The 23,909-nt window shown below is 37.5% G+C and carries 4 protein-coding genes; all 4 read left to right on the forward strand.

The window, feature by feature from the left end:
- Positions 1-507: 507 nt before the first annotated feature.
- Entirely contained in the window at positions 508-12,054 is an 11,547-nt protein-coding gene (locus T410_RS13625) for a gliding motility-associated C-terminal domain-containing protein (protein WP_035672721.1), read from the forward strand.
- A 62-nt stretch (positions 12,055-12,116) separates the two neighbouring features.
- Positions 12,117-13,025, forward strand: a complete 909-nt coding sequence (locus T410_RS13630) for a type IX secretion system membrane protein PorP/SprF (RefSeq protein WP_035672723.1) — start codon at positions 12,117-12,119, stop codon at positions 13,023-13,025.
- Between the two features lie 11 nt (positions 13,026-13,036).
- Positions 13,037-14,977 (forward strand): OmpA family protein, encoded by a 1,941-nt coding sequence (locus T410_RS13635; RefSeq protein ID WP_035672726.1) that lies wholly within the window; start codon positions 13,037-13,039, stop codon positions 14,975-14,977.
- 976 nt (positions 14,978-15,953) lie between these two features.
- Positions 15,954-23,858, forward strand: coding sequence for a gliding motility-associated C-terminal domain-containing protein (locus tag T410_RS13640; RefSeq protein WP_035672729.1), 7,905 nt, complete (start codon positions 15,954-15,956; stop codon positions 23,856-23,858).
- Positions 23,859-23,909: the final 51 nt, after the last annotated feature.

A 23,909-nucleotide genomic window follows, 5' to 3' on the forward strand; every position in this document is an offset into this window, starting at 1 on the left:
TTAAAGAATACAAATTACAATTTTTTTTTTAATTTCTACTTTTTATTAAAACAGAACTAATGAAAATAAAATTAGTTTGTCGCTATATATCTCATTTAAAAAACAACTAAATGCACACAAAATCAACTACTTAACCACTTTATCGTCTTTTTTATTTTTAACTATAAATTAAAATAGCGCTTTATAATGTTAAAATTTTATTTAAAAAAACGATAATATCATAAAAAGACAATAAAACCACCTTTAAAAAGAAATCTACACCTATTTTTCATTTTTTTTCAACAATAAATGTCATTTCAACGAGTATTTTGGTTATTGATAGAAAAAAAAGATGTAATTAAATGAAACTAATTAGCTTAGTATTCTATATTTTTTAAAATTCCTAAAAATGATTGTTAAAAATTAACAAATAACTAATAAAATTGACACTTTTTTTATAAAAAAAACACTTGGTTGCTAAATTAAAATAGGATTAAATATTACAAACGATAATTAAAATTTGATTGTATGAAGACAAAAATTACCCATCTATTAATTACTTTATTTATGTTTGTTGGTAATTTATATTGCCAATTCGATGCTAATCATCCTGATTTAAGATTATGTGGTATAGCACCAAATTACTATCTGGATTCCTTTAATTGTACATCTAACAATTTTACCTTAAAAGATGTATTCCTCAGTCTCACAGATGTAAATGGAGTTCCAATGAACACCACAACATGTACAATCGGGACCTCGCAGCAGCTTTATGTAATGCTCAATTACACTTCAAATGCTAATAATACCCCTAATAATGGTAGATTATTTGCTGATATTGCTATTACTTCTTACAATACAAGTGGAAATCCTTCTACTCAGACTATTCAAATTAATTCTTATTTAGGAGATATCAATCCTGGAAATGGGCAAAGATTAATTTACGGACCATTTACATGGACATGCGGACAAGAATTAGAACTAAAAAAAATATTAGTTGTTTGGAAAACTGGGGGTAATTCAAATCAATTATCCTCTTATAATTGCAGTACTTATAGTTCTTCTCAATGTGAATTACCTGGGAATACTACCATTAAAAAACCTCTTGCCGTTCAGTTTTCATACAAAGCATGTAAAGTTAGTAATAATGTAACCGTCAATTTCACATCAACTACTAATGGTGGTACTCCTGCTTATACGTATGCTTGGGATTTAAATAATGATGGAGTTTTTACTGATTCCTCTCTTCCTAATCCAATATGGACATACTCTTATAATGCCTTAGGATATGTGGCTAAATTAAAAGTAACTGATTCTCTAGGCCTTACCAATACATTTACAGTAACAGTTGCTAATCCAACTGAATTAATGCTAAATGGCGCTACTCCTACCAATGTTGGCTGTGGTGGAGGATCCAATGGTTCAATAATATTAAATGATCCGACTGGAGGGACTCCTGGATATACCTATTTATGGAGTAATGGAGCAACAACTCAAAATCTCAGCGGACTTTCTGGAGGTATTTATACAGTAACAGTAACTGATAGTAATGGTTGTACCAAACAACTTTCAGTAACGATTAATGGAGGAGATTCTATAAATCCACTAGTAACTGCTCCCACTAATGCAACCATTGAAGGATGTGGTACATCTAATTTGGTTGGCGCTGGTTTATTGGCTTTTTCAACCTCACAAGTAACAATCTCTCCTTCTACTTTTAATTCAATTGGAGGTTCATATGTTGATACTTCAACTATTTCAAGTATTACTTATCAAGATACACAAAGTGGAACCATGCCAATAATCATTACAAGAACTTTCAGAGTAACTGATGCCTGTAATAATGTTGGAAGTGCTACACAAACAATTAAAATTCAAGATACTACCAAACCCGAAGTTCCTCTTTTGGCTGATGTAATCGGACAATGTACCGCTACTGCTACTGCGCCTGTTACTACTGATAACTGTAGTGGAAGCATTACTGGAACAACTTCCGATGCTTTAACGTATTCCACTCAGGGAACTCATGTGATTACATGGACTTTCACTGATGCTGTGGGGAATTTTTCTACCGCTACACAAAATGTTGTCATTACCGATACTACCAAACCCGAAGTTCCTCTTTTGGCTGATGTAATCGGACAATGTACCGCTACTGCTACTGCGCCAATTACTACCGATAACTGTAGTGGTACAATCACAGGAACAACTTCCGATGCTTTAACGTATTCCACTCAGGGAACCCATGTGATTACATGGACTTTCACCGATGCTGTGGGGAATTTTTCTACCGCTACACAAAATGTTGTCATTACCGATACTACCAAACCCGAAGTTCCTCTTTTGGCTGATGTAATCGGACAATGTACCGCTACTGCTACTGCGCCTGTTACTACTGATAACTGTAGTGGAAGCATTACTGGAACAACTTCCGATGCTTTAACGTATTCCACTCAGGGAACTCATGTGATTACATGGACTTTCACTGATGCTGTGGGAAATTTTTCTACCGCTACACAAAATGTTGTCATTACCGATACTACCAAACCCGAAGTTCCTCTTTTGGCTGATGTAATCGGACAATGTACCGCTACTGCTACTGCGCCTGTTACTACCGATAATTGTTCTGGTACAATCACTGGAACAACTTCCGATGCTTTAACGTATTCCACTCAGGGAACTCATGTGATTACATGGACTTTCACTGATGCTGTGGGAAATTTTTCTACCGCTACACAAAATGTTGTCATTACCGATACTACCAAACCCGAAGTTCCTCTTTTGGCTGATGTAATCGGACAATGTACCGCTACTGCTACTGCGCCTGTTACTACCGATAATTGTTCTGGTACAATCACTGGAACAACTTCCGATGCTTTAACGTATTCCACTCAGGGAACTCATGTGATTACATGGACTTTCACTGATGCTGTGGGAAATTTTTCTACCGCTACACAAAATGTTGTCATTACCGATACTACCAAACCCGAAGTTCCTCTTTTGGCTGATGTAATCGGACAATGTACCGCTACTGCTACTGCGCCTGTTACTACCGATAATTGTTCTGGTACAATCACTGGAACAACTTCCGATGCTTTAACGTATTCCACTCAGGGAACTCATGTGATTACATGGACTTTCACTGATGCTGTGGGGAATTTTTCTACCGCTACACAAAATGTTGTCATTACCGATACTACCAAACCCGAAGTTCCTCTTTTGGCTGATGTAATCGGACAATGTACCGCGACTGCTACTGCGCCTGTTACTACCGATAATTGTTCTGGTACAATCACTGGAACAACTTCCGATGCTTTAACCTATGCTACTCAGGGAACTCATGTGATTACATGGACTTTCACTGATGCTGTGGGGAATTTTTCTACCGCTACACAAAATGTTGTCATTACCGATACTACCAAACCCGAAGTTCCTCTTTTGGCTGATGTAATCGGACAATGTACCGCTACTGCTACTGCGCCTGTTACTACCGATAATTGTTCTGGTACAATCACTGGAACAACTTCCGATGCTTTAACCTATGCTACTCAGGGAACTCATGTGATTACATGGACTTTCACTGATGCTGTGGGGAATTTTTCTACCGCTACACAAAATGTTGTCATTACCGATACTACCAAACCCGAAGTTCCTCTTTTGGCTGATGTAATCGGACAATGTACCGCTACTGCTACTGCGCCTGTTACTACTGATAACTGTAGTGGAAGCATCACTGGAACAACTTCCGATGCTTTAACGTATTCCACTCAGGGAACTCATGTGATTACATGGACTTTCACTGATGCTGTGGGGAATTTTTCTACCGCTACACAAAATGTTGTCATTACCGATACTACCAAACCCGAAGTTCCTCTTTTGGCTGATGTAATCGGACAATGTACCGCGACTGCTACTGCGCCTGTTACTACCGATAATTGTTCTGGTACAATCACTGGAACAACTTCCGATGCTTTAACCTATGCTACTCAGGGAACTCATGTGATTACATGGACTTTCACTGATGCTGTGGGAAATTTTTCTACCGCTACACAAAATGTTGTCATTACCGATACTACCAAACCCGAAGTTCCTCTTTTGGCTGATGTAATCGGACAATGTACCGCTACTGCTACTGCGCCTGTTACTACTGATAACTGTAGTGGAAGCATTACTGGAACAACTTCCGATGCTTTAACGTATTCCACTCAGGGAACTCATGTGATTACATGGACTTTCACTGATGCTGTGGGAAATTTTTCTACCGCTACACAAAATGTTGTCATTACCGATACTACCAAACCCGAAGTTCCTCTTTTGGCTGATGTAATCGGACAATGTACCGCGACTGCTACTGCGCCTGTTACTACTGATAACTGTAGTGGAAGCATTACTGGAACAACTTCCGATGCTTTAACGTATTCCACTCAGGGAACTCATGTGATTACATGGACTTTCACTGATGCTGTGGGGAATTTTTCTACCGCTACACAAAATGTTGTCATTACCGATACTACCAAACCCGAAGTTCCTCTTTTGGCTGATGTAATCGGACAATGTACCGCGACTGCTACTGCGCCTGTTACTACCGATAATTGTTCTGGTACAATCACTGGAACAACTTCCGATGCTTTAACGTATTCCACTCAGGGAACTCATGTGATTACATGGACTTTCACTGATGCTGTGGGAAATTTTTCTACCGCTACACAAAATGTTGTCATTACCGATACTACCAAACCCGAAGTTCCTCTTTTGGCTGATGTAATCGGACAATGTACCGCTACTGCTACTGCGCCTGTTACTACCGATAATTGTTCTGGTACAATCACTGGAACAACTTCCGATGCTTTAACCTATGCTACTCAGGGAACTCATGTGATTACATGGACTTTCACCGATGCTGTGGGGAATTTTTCTACCACTACACAAAATGTTGTCATTACCGATACTACCAAACCCGAAGTTCCTCTTTTGGCTGATGTAATCGGACAATGTACCGCGACTGCTACTGCGCCTGTTACTACTGATAACTGTAGTGGTACAATCACTGGAACAACTTCCGATGCTTTAACGTATTCCACTCAGGGAACTCATGTGATTATATGGACTTTCACCGATGCTGTGGGGAATTTTTCTACCACTACACAAAATGTTGTCATTACCGATACTACCAAACCCGAAGTTCCTCTTTTGGCTGATGTAATCGGACAATGTACCGCGACTGCTACTGCGCCTCTTACTACCGATAACTGTAGTGGTACAATCACTGGAACAACTTCCGATGCTTTAACGTATTCCACTCAGGGAACTCATGTGATTACATGGACCTTCACTGATGCTGTGGGGAATTTTTCTACCGCTACACAAAATGTTGTCATTACCGATACTACCAAACCCGAAGTTCCTCTTTTGGCTGATGTAATCGGACAATGTACCGCGACTGCTACTGCGCCTGTTACTACTGATAACTGTAGTGGAAGCATCACTGGAACAACTTCCGATGCTTTAACGTATTCCACTCAGGGAACTCATGTGATTACATGGACTTTCACTGATGCTGTGGGGAATTTTTCTACCGCTACACAAAATGTTGTCATTACCGATACTACCAAACCCGAAGTTCCTCTTTTGGCTGATGTAATCGGACAATGTACCGCAACTGCTACTGCGCCTGTTACTACTGATAACTGTAGTGGAAGCATCACTGGAACAACTTCCGATGCTTTAACGTATTCCACTCAGGGAACTCATGTGATTACATGGACTTTCACTGATGCTGTGGGGAATTTTTCTACCGCTACACAAAATGTTGTCATTACCGATACTACCAAACCCGAAGTTCCTCTTTTGGCTGATGTAATCGGACAATGTACCGCGACTGCTACTGCGCCTGTTACTACCGATAATTGTTCTGGTACAATCACTGGAACAACTTCCGATGCTTTAACGTATTCCACTCAGGGAACTCATGTGATTACATGGACTTTCACTGATGCTGTGGGGAATTTTTCTACCGCTACACAAAATGTTGTCATTACCGATACTACCAAACCCGAAGTTCCTCTTTTGGCTGATGTAATCGGACAATGTACCGCGACTGCTACTGCGCCTGTTACTACCGATAATTGTTCTGGTACAATCACTGGAACAACTTCCGATGCTTTAACGTATTCCACTCAGGGAACCCATGTGATTACATGGACTTTCACTGATGCTGTGGGGAATTTTTCTACCGCTACACAAAATGTTGTCATTACCGATACTACCAAACCCGAAGTTCCTCTTTTGGCTGATGTAATCGGACAATGTACCGCGACTGCTACTGCGCCTGTTACTACCGATAATTGTTCTGGTACAATCACTGGAACAACTTCCGATGCTTTAACGTATTCCACTCAGGGAACTCATGTGATTACATGGACCTTCACCGATGCTGTGGGGAATTTTTCTACCGCTACACAAAATGTTGTCATTACCGATACTACCAAACCCGAAGTTCCTCTTTTGGCTGATGTAATCGGACAATGTACCGCGACTGCTACTGCGCCTGTTACTACCGATAATTGTTCTGGTACAATCACTGGAACAACTTCCGATGCTTTAACGTATTCCACTCAGGGAACTCATGTGATTACATGGACCTTCACTGATGCTGTGGGGAATTTTTCTACCGCTACACAAAATGTTGTCATTACCGATACTACCAAACCCGAAGTTCCTCTTTTGGCTGATGTAATCGGACAATGTACCGCTACTGCTACTGCGCCTGTTACTACCGATAATTGTTCTGGTACAATCACTGGAACAACTTCCGATGCTTTAACGTATTCCACTCAGGGAACTCATGTGATTACATGGACTTTCACTGATGCTGTGGGGAATTTTTCTACCACTACACAAAATGTAATTGTGGATGATGTAACTCCTCCTTCAATTACTACAACAGGTACTAACTTAATTATCAATTGTCCTGCAACTCCTGTATTCACAGTTCCTACAGCTACTGATAATTGCTCAACAGCTACTATCAATGTATTATCTGATATAACATCTCCAGGTAATTGTGCAGGTTCATATAGCCGAACAATTACTTGGGATGCAACTGATGAAAATGATAATCATAGTTCACAAATAAGTCAAACCATTACTGTTCAAGATATAACTGCTCCAAGCTTTATACCTCCTGTAAATATTACTATGAATAGTGATGAAAATTGTTTAGCAAATATTAACCCTGCAGTAACTGGTAATGTAACAAACATAAATGATCATTGTGATTCTAATCCAACTGTTACTTACATGGATTCAGAATGTTTTGGAATCATAGAAAATAATGGATCAATAAATGCTGGAAATGGAAATTATTTTCCCTTTACTGTTTCAGGATTTGATGATTTATCAGCAAATAATATTGAAAAAATTGCTTTATCATTTGAAACAAATCAAGGAAAAGGAAGAGCTGAATTCACTTTAGTTTCTCCTAGCGGACAAGGAGTGATATTAGTTGGTCCATATTGTACAGGTGGAAATTGTGATGATGCTACATCGAATTCAAAAGAATTATATTTACCTGTATTTTATCCAAATAGCTCTGGTTACACTCAATGGAATAATGCTAATTTTATTCAAGACGGGATAAATCAAAATATGACTCCAAACGGAGGAACTACCTCACCAAATACAATCAATGGGTTAACTTCTTATGTATCAAGTTTTGAAAATCTTACCGGACCAATGAATGGTACTTGGTTTATTTATTCAAGAAAACAAGCAAATGTAAATGGAAGCATAGATTTTAACAGTATTTGTTTAACCCCAGCCAGTTCTTGTACAAGTAATAAAGTAATTACAAGAACATGGACCGTTACAGATGCTTGTGGTAATTTTTCTAAAGCAATTCAAACAATAAAAATTCAAGATAAAACTGCTCCAATATTGAGCGAGGCTCCTGCCGATGCAACAGCAGAATGTTCTGCAGTTCCTGCTGCAGCTACATTAACTGCCACTGATAATTGTGATGCCGCTCCTGTAGTGACTTTCGAAGAAGTTAGAACTGACGGAAATTGCGCTAGTAACTATACCCTAACCAGAACTTGGACTGCAACAGATGTTTGTGGAAACACTGCTTCTAAAACACAAGTAATTACCGTTAAAGATAAAACTGCTCCAGTATTGAGTGAGGCTCCTGCAGATGCAACAGCAGAATGTTCTGCAGTTCCTGCTGCAACTACATTAACTGCCACTGATAATTGTGATGCCGCTCCTGTAGTGACTTTCGAAGAAGTTAGAACTGACGGAAATTGTGTAAGCAACTATACCCTAACCAGAACTTGGACTGCAACAGATGTTTGTGGAAACACTGCTTCTAAAACACAGGTAATTACCGTTCAAGATAAAACTGCTCCGGTATTGAGTGAGGCTCCTGCAGATGCAACAGCAGAATGTTCTGCAGTTCCTGCTGCAGCTACATTAACTGCCACTGATAATTGTGATGCCGCTCCTGTAGTGACTTTCGAAGAAGTTAGAACTGACGGAAATTGTGCTAGTAACTATACTCTAACCAGAACTTGGACTGCAACGGATGTTTGTGGAAACTCTGCTTCCAAATCACAAGTAATTACCGTTCAAGATAAAACTGTTCCAATATTGAGCGAGGCTCCTGCCGATGCAACAGCAGAATGTTCTGCAGTTCCTGAAGCTGCTACATTAACTGCCACTGATAATTGTGATGCCGCTCCTGTAGTGACTTTCGAAGAAGTTAAAACTAATGGAAACTGTGCCAGCAACTATACGCTTACCAGAACTTGGACTGCAACGGATGTTTGCGGAAACACTGCTTCCAAATCACAAGTAATTACCGTTCAAGATAAAACTGCTCCAATATTGAGCGAGGCTCCTGCCGATGTAACCGCAGAATGTTCTGCTGTTCCTGTAGCTGCTACCTTAACGGCCACTGATAATTGTGATGCCGCTCCTGTAGTGACTTTCGAAGAAGTTAAAACTAATGGAAACTGTGCCAGCAACTATACGCTTACCAGAACTTGGACTGCAACGGATGTTTGCGGAAACACTGCTTCCAAATCACAAGTAATTACCGTTCAAGATAAAACTGCTCCAATATTGAGCGAGGCTCCTGCCGATGTAACCGCAGAATGTTCTGCTGTTCCTGTAGCTGCTACCTTAACGGCTACTGATAATTGTGATGTGGCTCCTGTGGTGACTTTCGAAGAAGTTAAAACTAACGGAAATTGTGCCAGCAACTATACACTTACCAGAACTTGGACTGCAACGGATGTTTGTGGAAACTCTGCTTCCAAATCACAAGTAATTACCGTTCAAGATAAAACTGCTCCAGTGTTGAGTGAGGCTCCTGCCGATGTAACCGCGGAATGTTCTGCAGTTCCTGCAGCTGCTATCTTAACAGCTACAGATATTTGTGATGTGGCTCCTGTGGTGACTTTCGAAGAAGTTAAAACAAACGGAAATTGTGCCAGCAACTATACACTAACAAGAACTTGGACTGCAACGGATGTTTGTGGAAACACTGCTTCCAAATCACAAGTAATTACCGTTCAAGATAAAACTGGTCCAATATTGAGCGACGCTCCTGCCGATGTAACAGCAGAATGTTCTGCTGTTCCTACAGCTGCAACTTTAACAGCTACTGATAATTGTGATGCTTCTCCTGTGGTGACTTTCGAAGAAGTTAAAACTAACGGAAACTGTGCCAGCAACTATACACTAACCAGAACTTGGACTGCAACTGATGTTTGTGGAAACTCTGCTTCCAAATCACAAGTAATTACCGTTCAAGATAAAACTGCTCCAATATTGAGCGAGGCTCCTGCCGATGTAACCGCAGAATGTTCTGCTGTTCTTGAAGCTGCTACCTTAACAGCTACTGATAATTGTGATGCTTCTCCTGTGGTGACTTTCGAAGAAGTTAAAACTAATGGAAACTGTGCCAGCAATTATACCCTAACCAGAACTTGGACTGCAACGGATGTTTGTGGAAACACTGCTTCCAAATCACAAGTAATTACCGTTCAAGATAAAACTGCTCCAGTGTTGAGTGAGGCTCCTGCCGATGCAACAGCAGAATGTTCTGCTGTTCCTACAGCTGCAACTTTAACAGCTACTGATAATTGTGATGCTTCTCCTGTGGTGACTTTCGAAGAAGTTAAAACTAACGGAAACTGTGCCAGCAACTATACACTAACCAGAACTTGGACTGCAACTGATGTTTGTGGAAACTCTGCTTCCAAATCACAAGTAATTACCGTTCAAGATAAAACTGCTCCGGTATTGAGCGAGGCTCCTGCCGATGCAACAGCAGAATGTTCTGCAGTTCCTGCTGCAGCTACATTAACTGCCACTGATAATTGTGATGTGGCGCCTATGGTGACTTTCGAAGAAGTTAAAACTAATGGAAACTGTGCCAGCAATTATACCCTAACCAGAACTTGGACTGCAACGGATGTTTGTGGAAACACTGCTTCCAAATCACAAGTAATTACCGTTCAAGATAAAACTGCTCCGGTATTGAGCGAGGCTCCTGCCGATGCAACAGCAGAATGTTCTGCAGTTCCTGCTGCAGCTACATTAACTGCTACTGATAATTGTGATGTGGCGCCTGTGGTGACTTTCGAAGAAGTTAAAACAAACGGAAATTGTGCCAGCAACTATACACTAACCAGAACTTGGACTGCAACGGATGTTTGTGGAAACTCTGCTTCCAAATCACAAGTAATTACCGTTCAAGATAAAACTGCTCCGGTATTGAGTGAGGCTCCTGTCGATGTAACCGCAGAATGTTCTGCAGTTCCTGCTGCAGCTACATTAACTGCCACTGATAATTGTGATGCCGCTCCTGTAGTGACTTTCGAAGAAGTTAAAACTAATGGAAACTGTGCCAACAACTATACACTTACCAGAACTTGGACTGCAACGGATGTTTGCGGAAACACTGCTTCCAAATCACAAGTAATTACCGTTCAAGATAAAACTGCTCCAATTATTGCTGCATTACCTGAAACTTCAACTGTTTCTTGTTCAACAACGCCAACTTTCGCAATAGCTACTGCAACTGATGAATGTGGTTCAGTTGTAACTTTGACTTCGGAAGACGTAACCACTAATGGCGCTTGTGCTGGTTCCTATTCTGTAACTAGAACCTGGACTGCAACAGATGCATGTGCAAACAGTACTAAAGCTTCACAAACTATCAATGTACAAGATACAACTGCTCCTACCACAACTACTGATTTTGCAGCGACTATCGATGTCAATTGTGATGCAATTCCTTTGAAACCTGAGCTCGTATTTGTTGATAATTGCTCTACTGTATCTCCTGCACTATTTACTGAGGAAATCATTAACAAAAACCAAAATTCCTATTCAATCATAAGAAAATGGTCTGTGGCTGATAGTTGTGAAAATACTTCTGTATTTACTCAAATAATCAATGTTAACATTACAAATAGTGTTATAGAAAAAGTCGGTTCGGTTTGTAATGATGGAGAAATTACTACTATCGATTTATCAAGTCTGTTACCTAGCGAAACTCCTACCGGAACTTGGATTAATGTAAATAATATTGAATCTTTTCAAGGTTCTATTCTTAATGCAGCGGGTCTTGCAATTGGTAATTATGTATTTGAATATAAAATTGACGATGCAACTTGTCCTAGAACAATAAGAATTACAATAACAGTAACGACTGGTTGTGGTGGTATAGTATTACCATGTGGATTAGTAGTAGTTCATAATGCATTCTCTCCAAATGGAGATGGAATTAATGAAGTATTTGTTATCGACAATATTGATGACACAAATTGTTATCCGGATAATACCGTTGAAATTTACAACCGATGGGGTGTTTTAGTTTTTGATACTCAAGGCTATAATAACACAACAAAAGCATTCAAAGGCTTCTCTGAAGGCAGATCAACTATTAGCCAATCATCTGGTTTACCAACTGGAACTTATTTTTACATCTTAAATTATACTTCTACAGACGGTACAGGTAAAGTACAAACCAATAAAAAAGAAGGGTATTTATACCTTACTAAATAATCAAGTTTAATCCCTGAGGGCTCTTTAGTGCTCAGGGATAATTAAAATAACAAACAGCTGCTATGAAAACAAAATTATTTTCTTTCGTTTTGATGTTTACAGCCATTGTAAGTTTTGCGCAACAAGATGCTCAATTTACGCAATACATGTACAACACAATTAATATTAATCCCGCTTATGCAGGATCTAGAGGTGCCTTAAGTATTTTTGCATTACATCGTACACAATGGGTGGGACTTGAAGGAGCACCGGTAACTAACGCTGTATCCATCAATACACCACTCAACGGAAGTAATCTGGGATTGGGAGTATCAATTATAAATGATAAAATTGGCCCTACACATGAGAATACCATTTCGGCTGATTTGTCATATACAATTCCTACTTCAGAGACTTTTAAACTTTCCTTTGGAATTAAAGCAACTGCTAACATATTTGATTTGGATGTTTCTCGCTTGAATCCTGTTGATGACGATCCAAGCCTACACGATTTCAGTAATAAATTCACTCCAAATATTGGTGCCGGTGTCTATTTGCATTCTAATAAAGCCTACGTGGGATTCTCTGTTCCTAATTTTATTCAAACAAATCGATATGATGATAATGAAGTAGCCATTTTTAAAGAAAAAATTAATTACTACTTAATTGCCGGTTATGTATTTGATTTGAATGATTATATAAAATTCAAACCAGCAGTACTTGCAAAAATGGTAGAAGGAGCGCCTCTTCAAGCTGATGTGTCAGGAAATTTTATGTTTAATGATAAGTTTGTGGTGGGAGTAGCTTATAGATGGAGTGCGGCGCTAAGTGCCATGGTTGGATTTCAGGTTTCTGAAGGTTTGTATATTGGATACGGATATGATCATGAAACAACCAATTTAGACCATTATAATTCTGGTTCTCACGAGATTTTCTTGCGCTATGAATTATTCAAAAACAATAATAAAATCACAACACCAAGATTCTTCTAAAAATAATTATTATGAAAAATAATATACTCCTTTATATAACAATAATAAGTGTTTTTTCTTTTAATACTTATTCCCAAAAAGCTAAATTGGCTGCAGCTGATAAAAAGTACGACAACTATGCCTACGTAGATGCCATAAAAACTTATGAAAGGGTTGCCGAAAAAGGATACAAATCAGCTGATATGTTTAAAAAATTGGGGAACGCCTATTACTTCAATGCGGAGTTAGACAAAGCAGCTAAATGGTATGGGGAATTATTTGCCATGAATACCCCAGATTTAGAACCTGAATACTACTATCGCTATGCTCAGTCTTTAAGATCTATTGGTCAAAATGATAAAGCGAATGAAATGTTAGAATTATTCAATCAAAAACTAGGAAACGACAATAGAGGTAAAATTTTCAAACAAAATACCAATTATTTAGAAGCCATTAAAGCCAATTCAGGAAGATATCAAGTAGAAGATGCAGGTATCAACTCTAAATACTCTGATTATGGAACAACTGTATATTTAAACAAAATAGTATTTGCTACCGCAAGAGATACTGGAAGTTTAGGACATCGAAAACACACATGGACCAATCAATATTTTACTAATTTATATTCTGCTGATTTAGGAGATAACATGACTCTTGGCTCCCCACACAAGTTTAGTGAATCTATAAATTCGAAATTTCATGAATCTACACCTGCCTTTACTAATGATGGAAAAACTATGTATTTTACCCGAAACAATTATTTAGACGGTAAAAAGGGGAAAAATGGAAATAAAATTACGCTGGTAAAAATATATAAAGCCAGTTTAGAAAATGATAAATGGGTAAATGTAACTGAATTACCTTTTGACAGTGATAATTACAGCACTGCTCATCCTGCCTTAAGCCCTGATGGGAAAACATTATATTTTGCGTCAGATATGCCCGGAACAATAGGACAATCTGATTTATTTAAAGTAAAAATAAATGATGATGCCACTTTTGGTACTCCAGAAAACTTAGGAAATACAATCAATACTGAAGGAAGAGAAACCTTCCCTTTTGTAAATGATGAAAATGAAATTTATTTTGCATCTGACGGACATCCAGGTCTTGGAGGTTTAGATGTTTTTGTATCCAAAATAAATCCTGATGGGACTTTCAGCGAGGTTCAAAATGTGGGAGAAAATGTTAATTCTCCCAAAGATGATTTTGCTTATTTAATAGACACAAAATCAAGAAGAGGCTTTTTTAGCTCCAATAGAGATGGTGGACAAGGATACGATGATATTTATAAGTTTTTAGAAACCAAAAGACTTACTTGTGAACAACTTTTATATGGTGAAATTACTGACTTAACTACAGCAGAATTGCTTTCAGATGCTAAAGTCACTTTATATGATAGTCAATTTAATTTAGTGAGCACTACTACTTCTGATGCAAAAGGGAATTATTCTTTTACTGTGGAATGTGGAAAAACTTATAATGTAAGAGCTGAAAAAACAGAGTTTACTACCAAAGAACAAAAAATCACTATAGCCAGCAATAAAGGAAAAACATATTTACCAATCGCATTGGAAAAAGAAAAATGTAAAGTAACAGTGGGTGATGATCTAGGTAAATGCTTTGGTATAAAAATGATCTACTTTGACTTTGATAAATCGAATATCAGAGTAGAAGCATCTATTGATTTAGAAAAAATATTAGATGTAATGAGTCAATATCCAACTATGAAACTTGATATACGCTCCCATACTGATAGCCGTGGCACTTTCAAATACAATGAAGAATTATCAGATAGAAGGGCTAAGTCTACTATAAACTGGTTAATAAAAAATGGTGTTGATTCAAGCAGATTGACTGGTAAAGGATATGGTGAATCACAATTAGTGAATAAATGTAGCGATGCCATAGAATGTAATGAAGATGAACATCAACTTAACAGACGTAGCGAGTTTATAATTACTGCTTTGTAAAAGCAAATCAATTAAAGGAAAGCAATGTTAGATTCTTAAGCATATTTAAACCCAAAAAAAGTATTTTTTTGGGGTTTATTTTTAAAAATAAGCTTTTCAACTATGTATTTAAAATAGTAATAACACAAACACTTTGTTAAAAAAACAAATCAATTAAAATTATTTTTATTTATTAATTATAGTTTTATTATAAATATAATTGCTCAAAATTTAAAATTATTTATTGATACTTAATTAAACTACTAAACAAACGTTAAAATACAAGAGCAATAAAATTGTTTTTTTATTAAGAATATACATTTGAACGAGTATTTAGGTTATTGGTAGAAAAAAAAAATCAATATCAATAAATCTTTATAACTTTAATGTAAGATAATAAAAGGCTTACAATTATTTGAGAACCTAAATCAAATAATTATTTACGAGGAAAAGTTTCTTTCTGCCCAAAAAAAGAGAACTTTCATCCCTGAAAAATTTAGAAATAATCTAAATTTTAGACTGTTATTTTTTTTAAAATAATTTATTAATTAAAAAAAGTATTGAACATATTTAAAAAATATCTTTCTAAATAATTTTATACTTAAAAAAATCAAACAAGTATAAATTGAATTAAAAATTCAATTGTTTGATAACTCATAATTATTTTATTTTTAATTAAAAAATTCAAATAATATGAAAAAAATTACTTTCCATTTATAGATTTCTTCAAGTTTGTGAGTAATCTAAATTCTCGATTTGATTGCCAATTGCATAAGGATAACCTTGGCTAAATTGATTTTTTTTCCATCTTTAATAGTTCTTTATTTTAATTAAATAATTAACCATTCAAGTGTATTTATAATACATCTTTCTTTTAATCATAATACGAATGAATGTTCATTGAGAACGATTCATCCATCAATTCACAAGCAACGTTCTAAAATGAATTTTGCTATTTACAAACATTTCATTTTCTAACGATTTAAAACAAATCAATATGAAATCAACTTTTACTAATTCGACAAGAATATTTACTATTTTTTTATTAAGTTTTTTATGTTCTCCAACAGTAATACTTGCACAAATTGGTCCTGGTATTGCACCTGTCAATTCACTAAGTGGTGGATTTAATATAGACGGAACACTTATTGCAAATACAGCTGCAGGAGATTGGACGGACGGAACAGGTACAGGTGGATTTGTACTTGCAAATTCAGGAGTTCCTTTAAATTCAGGAACTACTTATCATTTATATGACCCTTATAACAACTCTACTGACAATATATTTGGAGGTGGGGATAAAGTAAGTGATAATCCAAATAGTATGACTTGGGTACCAGGTACTGCAAATAATAAAACCGACATGAACAATGCTCTAATTCATCTAACGACAGATAGTAATGGAAATGTATGGGTTATTTTTGCCGCCGATCGTTTAAGCAATAGCGGTAATGCCTATGTTGATTTTGAATTTCTTCAAAGTACTATGACAAAAACTAGTAGTGGTTTTACAACTACAGCTCCTGCATCAACTGGAGGACGAACTGCTGGAGATTTTTTATTGACAGTATACTTTGAAAGCGGTGTCGCTAAATTTGATATTCAACGATGGGAGCTTAATGGAAGTGTATGGGAATATAAAACCTATTTCTCCTCTTTACCTGCTAACAGTGTATTTGCAGACGGAAATTCTACTACTGTACCAGTACCTTTTCAGGCATTTGGAGTTAATAACTATCTTCAAAATACATTTATTGAATCTGCTGTAAATTTAACAGAAGTATTAGGGGCAATTGACCCATGTATAAGTCTTAAAATAAAAACTATTTTTGTTAAATCTAAAACATCAACATCTCCATCTGCAGCTATTAAGGACTTTTTTGATCCACTTCAAATCAACAATCTAACTCTCGGAAGCGCTGATGCTGGTGATGATGATACTGTTTGTGCAGGATCACCTTATACGCTTCAAGGAGCGGCTATACCAAGTAACGGTTATGAAGTAATATCTAAAACTTGGTCTGTAGTAGGTGGATCAGCAACTATAGTTGACCCAACAGATTTACATAGTAATATAAATATAACTAGTAGTCCAGCTACCTTACGCCTCACTGTAGTTACGGGACCTTTAGTTGGCTCAGGATCACAATGCACCGTATCTGATGATGTGATTATAACAGTAAACCAACCGCTAACATGTTCTATCTCTGGTTCAAGTGGTCCTCTATGCCCTTCCTCCTCTTCTAATATTTATTCAGCTCCATCAAGCGCTACATACTTATGGAAGATATCTGGAAATGGGTCAATAGTAGGAAATAGTAACTCTCAAACTGTTTCAGTAACTACGGGAATAGGCTGTAATACTTCATTTACATTAACCTCTACAATTACTAATTCTAATGGTTGTACTTCGACTTGTACAAAAACAGTTTCAGTAGTCGATGACAGCATTCCAATAGTGACTACAGCTGCGAATTCTCTAGATCATACGTTGCAATGCAACAATACAGTAGGAATAGCTGCAGCAATAGCAGAAGTACCTACAGCAACTGATAATTGTACCGCAAACCCAACATTGAATTTGGTAAGTGATACAAATACTGCCAATGCAAATTGTGCTAATGCTTATGTTAGAACACGTACTTGGAACTTTAGCGACGGTTGTGGAAACACTAGCGCCAACTTTGTCCAAACGATCACTGTTATTGACAATACTGCTCCAGTAATAACTACAACTTCGAATTCCCTTGATCATACTTTACAGTGTAACAATATCGCTGCAATAGCTGCTGCATTAGCAGAAGTTCCTGCAGCTACGGATAATTGTACCGCAAACCCAACTATGAATTTAGTGAGTGATACAAATACTCCAAATGCAAATTGTACCAATGCTTATGTAAGAGTGCGCACTTGGAACTTCAGCGACGGTTGTGGAAACACTAGCGCCAACTTTGTGCAAACAATCACTGTTATTGACAATACAGCTCCAGTAGTATCTACTGCTTCGAATTCCCTTGATCATACTTTACAGTGTAACAATACCGCTGCTATAGCTGCAGCATTAGCAGAAGTTCCTGCAGCTACGGATAATTGCAGCGCAAACCCAACTATGAATTTGGTAAGTGATACAAATACTGCCAATGCAAATTGTGCCAATGCTTATGTAAGAGTGCGCACTTGGAACTTCAGCGACGGTTGTGGAAACACTAGCGCCAACTTTGTGCAAACAATCACTGTTATTGACAATACAGCTCCAGTAGTATCTACAACTGCGAATTCCCTTAATCATACTTTACAGTGTAACAATACCGCTGCTATAGCTGCTGCATTAGCAGAAGTTCCTGCAGCTACGGATAATTGCACCGCAAACCCAACTATGAATTTGGTAAGTGATACAAATACTGCCAATGCAAATTGTGCCAATGCTTATGTTAGAACACGTACTTGGAACTTCAGCGACGGTTGTGGAAATACTAGCGCCAACTTTGTGCAAACGATCACTGTTATTGACAATACTGCTCCAGCAGTATCTACAACTGCGGATTCTCTTAATCATACTTTACAGTGTAACAATACCGCTGCAATAGCTGCAGCATTAGCAGAAGTACCTACAGCGACTGATAATTGTACCGCAAACCCAACTATTAATTTAGTGAGTGATACAAATACTCCGAATGCAAATTGTACCAATGCTTATGTGAGAGTGCGTACTTGGAACTTCAGCGATGGTTGTGGAAACACTAGCGCCAACTTTGTGCAAACGATCACTGTTATTGACAATACTGCTCCAGTAATAACTACAACTGCGGGTTCTCTTAATCATACTTTACAGTGTAACAACACCGTTTCAATAGCTGCAGCATTAGCAGAAGTTCCTGCAGCTACGGATAATTGCACCGCAAACCCAACTATGAATTTGGTAAGTGATACAAATACTGCCAATGCAAATTGTGCCAATGCTTATGTACGAACACGTACTTGGAACTTCAGCGATGGTTGTGGAAATACTAGCGCCAACTTTGTGCAAACGATCACTGTTATTGACAATACTGCTCCAGTAGTATCTACTGCTGTTGGTTCCCTTGATCATACTTTACAGTGTAACAATACAGCAGGAATAGCTGCAGCATTAGCAGAAGTACCTACAGCTACGGATAATTGTACCGCAAACCCAACTATGAATTTAGTGAGTGATACAAATACTCCAAATGCAAATTGTACCAATGCTTTTGTAAGAGTGCGTACTTGGAACTTCAGCGATGGTTGCGGAAACACTAGCGCCAACTTTGTGCAAACGATCACTGTTATTGACAATACTGCTCCAGTAATAACTACAACTGCGAATTCTCTTGATCATACTTTACAGTGTAACAATACCGCTGCAATAGCTGCTGCATTAGCAGAAGTTCCTGCAGCTACGGATAATTGTACCGCAAACCCAACTATGAATTTAGTGAGTGATACAAATACTCCAAATGCAAATTGTACCAATGCTTATGTAAGAGTGCGTACTTGGAACTTCAGCGACGGTTGCGGAAACATTAGCGCCAACTTTGTACAAACGATTACCGTTATTGACAATACTGTTCCTGTAATAACTTCTACTGAGAATTCCCTTGATCATACGTTACAATGCAACAATACAGCAGGAATAGCTGCAGCATTAGCAGAAGTACCTACAGCGACTGATAATTGTACTGTAAACCCGACCATGAATTTGGTAAGTGATGCAAATACTGCTAATGCGAACTGTGCCAATGCTTATGTTAGAACACGTACTTGGAACTTCAGCGATGGTTGTGGAAACACCAGTGCTAATTTTGTGCAAACTATTACGGTTATTGACAATACACCACCAACTTTTAACGAATCATTACCAGCGGATTTAACTGTAGAATGTAATTCAGTTCCTACTGCTAAAATATTGACTGCTAATGACAATTGTGGTATGGCAAATGTTGACTTTTCAGAAACTGAAACTGCAGGAACTTGTGCTGGATCGTCAACTATTTTAAGAACTTGGATTGCCACTGATGCGTGCAAAAACACAACTACATTTACCCAAACAATAAAGGTTCAGGATACTACACCTCCTACTTTTACTCCACCAACTAACAAGACACTTACTAGTGATGAAAATTGTTTTGCTGACATTAGTACAACTTCAACTGGAACCGTAACAAACATTCAAGATAACTGTGATCCAAATCCAACAGCTACATTTGTAGATCATGATTGTTTTGGAAACTCAGATATAACATCGGTAAATGCTGGAAGTGGTAATTATTTTCCATTCACTGTTTCGGGTTTTGATGATATAACAGCTAGTAATATCGAAAAAATTGCTTTGGCATTTGAAACAAATCAAGGAAAAGGTAGAGTCGAATTTACTTTAGTTTCCCCAAGTGGACAAGGAATTGTTTTAGTTGCTCCATATTGTTCTGGAGGAAATTGTGATACAGCAACACCAAGTGATCCAGAATTATATTTACCTGTATTTTATCCTAATAGTTCTTCTTATCCAAAATGGGATAACAATAATCCTGTGCTACCTAATGTCATTCAAAACTTTACTCCATATGGTGCAGTTTCATCGACAAGTAGCATCATTGGCTTAAATTCTTATGTATCAAGTTTTGAAGAACTTACCGGTAACATGAATGGAAATTGGTTTATTTATGCCCAAAAAGATGGAACTGAACTCGGCACTATTGAATTCAAAAGTGTTTGTTTGACTCCTGCAGGTTTATGCAAAAACAATAAAGTAATTGTAAGACATTGGTCTGTTAGCGACGCTTGCAAAAATACTGTAGGATTTGATCAAGTAATTAAAATTGTTGATACTACAGCTCCAACTTGGACTACTGAAGCAACTGCTTTAAACTCAACTATCGAATGTAGTAATACCGAAGATTTGGCTGCAGCCCAATTAGTATTCCCAATAGCTAAAGATAATTGTGATTTGGATGTTTCCAATATTACAAAAGTAACGGGTCAATTTGTAGCTTCTGAAGGATGTGCAAATGCTGGAACTTATACTAATACTTGGACAGTAAAAGATGATTGTGGAAACACTTCCGAAGTATTTACGCAAGTAATCACTATCGAAGATACGACTGCACCAACTTGGACTAGTCAAGCATCGTCTTTAAATAAAACTATTGAATGTAGTGATGTAGAAGCTTTGGCTACAGCCCAAGGATTAATTCCATTAGCTACTGACAAATGTGACGAGGATGTAACAAATAGTATAAAAGTGACCGGTCAATTTGTAGCCTCTCAAGGATGTGCAAATGCTGGAACTTATACGAACACCTGGACAGTAAAAGATGATTGTGGAAATACTTCTGAAATATTTACGCAAATAATCACCATCGAAGATAATACACCACCAGACATTAATATCCCTGCTACAAATATAACTGTTGAATGTGATGGTCAAGGAAATCAAAATTCTCTAACAAATTGGTTAACGAATAATGGTGGAGCAACTGCTAGTGATAATTGTTCAGATGTAACATGGACTAATAACTTTAATGCAATTTCTAACGATTGTTCAGCTGCAGTAACTGTAGTCTTTACAGCAAAAGATGCCTGTGGAAACAGTTCTTCAACATCTGCAACATTCAGTATAAAAGACAATACTAATCCTATAGCTTCAGAAAATCTGGCGACTATAACTGTGAGTTGTGCTACAGATGTTCCAGCTACAACTTCACTAACTGCTACTGATAATTGTAGTGGTGAAATAACTACGCAAGGAATTGATGTGATTACTCAAGGTGACTGTGTGAACTCATTTGTTATTACCAGAACTTGGACATTTACTGATGCTTGTAGCAACTCATCTATTACAACACAAACCATTAATGTAATTGATACTTTGGCACCAATTATTGCTCCACTCCCAGAGATATCAACTATCTCATGCCCAGCAACGCCAAATTTTGCAACGGCTACTGCAACTGATAATTGTGGCGCATCTGTAAGCTTAACTTCTGAAGATGTAACAACTAATGGTCAATGTGCTGGTTCCTATTCTGTAACAAGAACCTGGACTGCTACTGATGCCTGTGGAAACAGTTCCATAGCTTCACAAACTATTAACGTACAAGATACAACTGCTCCAATTATTGCGGCATTGCCTGAAGCTTCAACTATAGCTTGTCCTGCAACTCCTGTATTTGCTCAAGCATCGGCAACCGACGAATGTAGTTCTACTTTTACTTTAACTTCAGAAGATGTAACAACTAATGGTCAGTGTGCTGGTTCCTATTCTGTAACAAGAACTTGGACTGCTACTGATGCTTGTGGAAACAGTTCTATAGCTTCTCAAACTATCAATGTACAAGATACAAATGCTCCAATTATCGCGGAATTGCCTGAAGCCTCAACTATATCTTGTCCTGCGACTCCTGAATTTGCTGTAGCATCGGCAACTGACGAATGTGGGTCTACTTTTACTTTAACTTCAGAAGATGTAACAACTAATGGCGCTTGTGCTGGTTCCTATTCTGTAACAAGAACCTGGACTGCTACTGATGCTTGTGGAAACAGTTCCATAGCTTCTCAAACCATCAATGTACAAGATACAACTGCTCCAATTATCGCGGCATTGCCTGAAGCTTCAACTATAGCCTGTCCTGCGACTCCTGAATTTGCTGTAGCATCGGCAACTGACGAATGTGGGTCTACTTTTACTTTGACTTCAGAAGATGTAACAACTAATGGTCAGTGTGCTGGTTCCTATTCTGTAACAAGAACCTGGACTGCTACTGATGCCTGTGGAAACAGTTCCATAGCTTCACAAACTATTAACGTACAAGATAAAACTGCTCCAATTATTGCTGCATTACCTGAAACTTCAACTGTTTCTTGTTCAACAACGCCAACTTTCGCAATAGCTACTGCAACTGATGAATGTGGTTCAGTTGTAACTTTGACTTCGGAAGACGTAACCACTAATGGCGCTTGTGCTGGTTCCTATTCTGTAACTAGAACCTGGACTGCAACAGATGCATGTGCAAACAGTACTAAAGCTTCACAAACTATCAATGTACAAGATACAACTGCTCCTACCACAACTACTGATTTTGCAGCGACTATCGATGTCAATTGTGATGCAATTCCTTTGAAACCTGAGCTCGTATTTGTTGATAATTGCTCTACTGTATCTCCTGCAATATTTACCGAAAAAATTATTAATAGAACACAGGATTCCTATTCAATCGTAAGAAAATGGTCTGTGGCTGATAGTTGTGAAAATACTTCTGTATTTACTCAAATAATCAATGTTAACATTACAAATAGTGTTATAGAAAAAGTAGGTTCGGTTTGTAATGATGGAGAAATTACCACTATCGATTTATCAAGTCTGTTACCTAGCGAAACTCCTACCGGAACTTGGATTAATGTAAATAATATTGAATCTTTTCAAGGTTCTATCCTTAATGCAGCGGGTCTTGCAATTGGTAATTATGTATTTGAATATAAAATTGACGATGCAACTTGTCCTAGAACAATAAGAATTACAATAACAGTAACGACTGGTTGTGGTAGTATTGTATTACCATGTGGATTAGTAGTAGTTCATAATGCCTTCTCTCCAAATGGAGATGGAATTAATGAAGTATTTGTTATCGACAATATTGATGATACAAATTGTTATCCGGATAATACCGTTGAAATTTACAACCGATGGGGTGTTTTAGTTTTTGATACTCAAGGCTATAATAACACAACAAAAGCATTCAAAGGCTTCTCTGAAGGCAGATCAACCATCAGTCAATCGTCTGGTTTACCAAGTGGAACCTATTTTTACATCTTAAATTATACTTCTACAGACGGTAATGGTAAAATTCAAACCAATAAAAAAGACGGGTATTTGTACCTCACTAAATAATTAAATTTTATCCCTGATATCTAAAGTGATATCAGGGATAATCAAAATAAG

This window comes from Flavobacterium sp. 83 (assembly GCF_000744835.1).
In the GTDB taxonomy this organism is placed as follows: Bacteria; Bacteroidota; Bacteroidia; order Flavobacteriales; family Flavobacteriaceae; genus Flavobacterium.